The sequence below is a fragment of the Roseburia sp. AF42-8 genome (assembly GCF_003435965.1).
Classification (GTDB): domain Bacteria; phylum Bacillota; class Clostridia; order Lachnospirales; family Lachnospiraceae; genus Roseburia_C; species Roseburia_C amylophila.
Window position 1 is genome coordinate 1 of record NZ_QTVB01000087.1, and the last position, 4,085, is coordinate 4,085.

At 36.2% G+C, this 4,085-nt stretch carries 5 protein-coding genes; all 5 read right to left on the bottom strand.

The genetic code is table 11. The features are described from left to right. Nucleotides 1-611: 611 nt before the first annotated feature. Complete coding sequence (locus tag DW059_RS14980) at nucleotides 612-827, bottom strand: hypothetical protein (RefSeq protein WP_055147993.1); 216 nt, start codon at nucleotides 825-827, stop codon at nucleotides 612-614. A 12-nt stretch (nucleotides 828-839) separates the two neighbouring features. After that, nucleotides 840-1,784, bottom strand: a complete 945-nt coding sequence (locus tag DW059_RS14985) for a hypothetical protein (RefSeq protein ID WP_117699321.1) — start codon at nucleotides 1,782-1,784, stop codon at nucleotides 840-842. Nucleotides 1,785-2,483: 699 nt separating this feature from the next. Further along, entirely contained in the window at nucleotides 2,484-3,227 is a 744-nt protein-coding gene (locus DW059_RS14990; RefSeq protein WP_117699322.1) for an enhanced serine sensitivity protein SseB, read from the bottom strand. After that, nucleotides 3,217-3,510, bottom strand: a complete 294-nt coding sequence (locus DW059_RS14995) for a hypothetical protein (RefSeq protein ID WP_117699323.1) — start codon at nucleotides 3,508-3,510, stop codon at nucleotides 3,217-3,219. The genes DW059_RS14990 and DW059_RS14995 overlap by 11 nt, the downstream gene beginning before the upstream one ends. Further along, the coding region (locus tag DW059_RS15000) for a hypothetical protein (RefSeq protein WP_207659177.1) at nucleotides 3,507-4,085 on the bottom strand (579 nt) is incomplete at its 5' end. The genes DW059_RS15000 and DW059_RS14995, both read right to left, overlap by 4 nt.

The following is a 4,085-nucleotide window of genomic DNA, read 5'->3' on the forward strand; positions in this document are numbered from 1 at the left end:
CCAGTTCATCACGCAGTGTGAGAAGCTTCCCGGCATCCTGCGTCAGGAGGCTCTGATAATAACTCATCAGACCAATTAACTGTGAAAAGCCTGCCCGGTACGCTGTCATAGCATCCATTGATACATTTAAATCCGGAACTGTAAGCTGTTTTCCTTCTACCTCACCGGATACCGTTGAAAAAGAATGTACCTTGGATGCATAAACATTGGTATCTAATTTTATCAGCCTGATAATTAGTTACTGATATAGCAGGACTTCCTGTTCTTGCTATCAAAATAGACCTTATAAACTCCAGCATAGAGTCCATATTCTGTGTGTCATTTTGATTTCATCAAACAATAGTTCTGTGTAAGAATGAAAACACCAACTTGAAACAAGTCAGTAAAATCAATGTTTTACAGTACCTTAGAAATAAAATGTCAGACAAATCCTTTTGTATACCTGAGGGCAAATTTCGCCATAAGGAGTCCTTTCCCCTTTAGGTAAATGACAAAAAGCTATTATTAATCTCTGTATGTCATTCACTTCGTGAACAGACAGAGAGTAAAATAGCTTTTTGAGTTAAGGGTTTTGGAGTCCTAAAGTATAACCATAATTAAATTTATATATTTTATTCAACTACATCTTCACCATATACACCATCATTTTGATATTGCAAAATAAGATTATACATTTCTTCAACATCTAATTGGCATAACTCCGCCTCTTCATTTGTAATTTCAATTCTTTTTTTCTTTATCATATGCGCTCCTGCATCATACTGAAGATAATATTGCCCTTTGTTTTCCAGTAGACTAATACCCTCATCTTCTATAATTAACTTCATTTTAAAGCACCTCTATTCAAATAAATGTTTATATGTATATGTTCCTTCTTTCGCCGGATTAATAACTGCTTCTTTTATTCCACCACTTGTATAGCCGCCTGGTTCCCAGTATTCCGGCCATGCACCTAATTCATTGCCAGATGGAAGTCTTAAACTAGATGTGTCCTGAATTGTCACTATAACAGGATTACTTCCTAAATATCCTTTGTCTAATCCCAAAACACTTTCTATTTTAGCCACATCCCCATCTGCGTTTCGAATTATTTCACTTAGTTCATCCCCAGACATTACAAATGTACCACCTTTACCACCAATTGTTCCTGATGGCTCACTTGGCATTATTTTTACCGCACCACTTTTCTTGAATGAATTTAGATGATTATTAATATATTCCTCACTCAAATAAGTTTCTGGTAATGGTTTCTGTCCCTTTGGTGTGCCTTTTATTTTTTCTACTTGTTCAAGTGACAATCCCTCTTCTCTAAGTTTACTCCACGATGAATATTGCTTTCCATCCTCAAATGACATATTACCTAAGTTCGAATATCTACCACCCTTTACAGCCGAACCCACATCCGCATCATTTAATACTGCGCCACCGTCAGTTCCCACATCTCCAAGCTTCGGTTTCGCCAGTTTCTTCGCTCCTGCTTCAATTCCATTCAGACCTTTCGCAGTTGCCATACTTGCTGCCATACCTGCTATCATTCCTGCGGTCTGGTTTCCGGTTAAATCCGTCGTATACTTCTGGGCTCCTGCACCTGCAGTTGCAATAATGCATGCCACCCCAACACCAACCAATACGACTCCGGCAACGGTCTTCCACACTCCCTGCGTCTCACGTTCTTCCGCTGCATCCTTTAGGTTCTGTTCCGCTTCACAGATTGCATCATATACATCTTTATTGTCTTCATGCTGCTGATAAAACAATTCACTGATATTGGCAAGTGCATACACGTCCTTATCTGTATAAAGCTGTTGCTTTCATAACTTGCAATTGCAGCTGTGTTCAATCCGATTTTTGCAATACAGGTATTCAGACTCGATAGTAACAATTCCACGGAATTCTCCAGTGCTGTCACGGTACTGCTCTCATGGTTCTGAACTTCTGTGATAAGATTTAATAATTCCTGATCCAACTGCTCATGTAGTTCTATCGTTCGTATAGGTGTACTGATTAAATTTCTTATCCTAGGTCTTAAAATTATTCAAGATATCAGAATAAGGCATTTTCTTAACAATTAGTTGGCTTGTCTTGATTTTGGTATGCCACTTTAAGAAAATATGATGTTATGAATATTTGTTAAACTCGTAACGAAATCTCTTCTTGTAATTTTTTATCATTCACAGAAATTGGCTATCTCACAGCGTCTATAAGCATTTTAGCAAACAATAGTTCTGTGGAAGGGTGAAAATTCCCAGCTTGCAACAGGTTAGTAAAATCAATACCTCACAATATCTTCAATATAAATTGTCGGACAAATCCTTTTGTATACCTGAGGGCAAATTTCGCCATAAGGAGTCCTTTCCCCTTTAGGTAAATGACAAAAAGCTATTATTAATCTCTGTATGTCATTCACTTCGTGAACAGACAGAGATTAAAGTAGCTTTTTGAGTTAGGGATTTTTGAAGTCCTAAAGTATAACCATAATTAAATTAATCTCTTTCATAAAATGGTTTGTATTCTCTAATTGCATTCTTTCCAAAATCCGAATCCGCTGAAACCATATCAAGCATCTTATCTCTTAAAAATCTAATGCAAAATTTTCCAACTCTTGGGTATAGACTATTAGGTTCTTCTTTTGAATCCAATATTAGTAAATAGCTTCCTTCTTCACCCCTTACCATCCATAATAAAAACGCCTTATCAACACTCTTTTCTTTATCAAAATATACACATAGCTCATTTATCAATTCAGTTGGGTATTCAGCTGGAATGCCTATAAACACCTGTTCTTCTTTTTTAATTATACAATCATTTTCCATTCCATCAAGCATTGGAAGCGTAATCACAATATTGGCACCGAAAGGATTTATTACCATTCCTGTATATACATCTCTCGATTCTTTCATAATGTTTTGAAAATCCTTATAACCAAAAATAACTGTTTGCTGTTCTTTTGAGGAATTCCATTTATATAATTCTTCCCAATCAGTAAATGCAATTAAAAACTTATTACCTTTTGTATCTTCTAAATGCTTTATAGATATTGAAGACCCTTCACCTACAACTATTTCATTACCATCTTTCGAACTGTTTTGTAAATGAATATCTGCAGGGCATAGTAATTTAGCTTGTGCAAATTCTGTAAAAAATTTCTGTTGTGTTGCATTATTGTTACTTAATCCTTCAATTGCCTCGACTAATTTAAGATTACTAATTGGTTCTTTAATATTCATTTTTCCCTATCTCCTTCTGGTGATATATTCCATCAGCAAACTTACGAACAAAACCTTTTGCTGGAAAATCAGGATATTTAATTTCCCATAGACATCCACAACACTTACACTTGTACCATTTATCTGCTTTCCACTCAAATCCATCACAATATGGCTTTCCTACTGGTACTTCTGAAAATATATCTTCTTTTACCTGTTCTTCAAAAAACAATTTAATATCTTCATATAATTTATATGAATTAATAACACTTCCTATTCGTTCACTACATTCACATTTTATCATTTAAACCACCCCGCTTCCACTTTTGGGATATATACTTGATTTCCACCTCCTGGCAATGTTCCTATCACATTTCCAAGACTATCATATATATTTTGTGGTGCCGCTATACCTTCATAAATTGTGGTTCCTTTTGGAACAACAACCTTGGTAATATTTTCTGTTGTATTTCCCCACGAAGGATTTAATGCTAAATCCAATTGTGATTGCAATCCTCCTCCTTGAGGCGTTCTTGATACATATGAACCAACCTCTCCTGCTTTACCACCACTTACTCTATACATAACTGTATCTTCTGTCAACGTTGTTTTTGTAAATGTTGCACCATTAAAAGATTCTGCTACTTCTTGACTAATTTCATTACAAGGTTTGATTGGTGAATACTTTACTGTCTTACTTCCACCCTCTCCTACATTTCCCAACTGCTGCGGTCTTTTTACGTTATTTACTACTTCCAGCTCTGCCTCACTGAGCGTTCCATATGTTGCCATTCCGGTTAGTGATCCAACTACAAAGCCTGCCAGTGGACTGTTGGTTGCTTCTGTCATGCTCTTTTCCACATAACTGCTGGCTGCCAC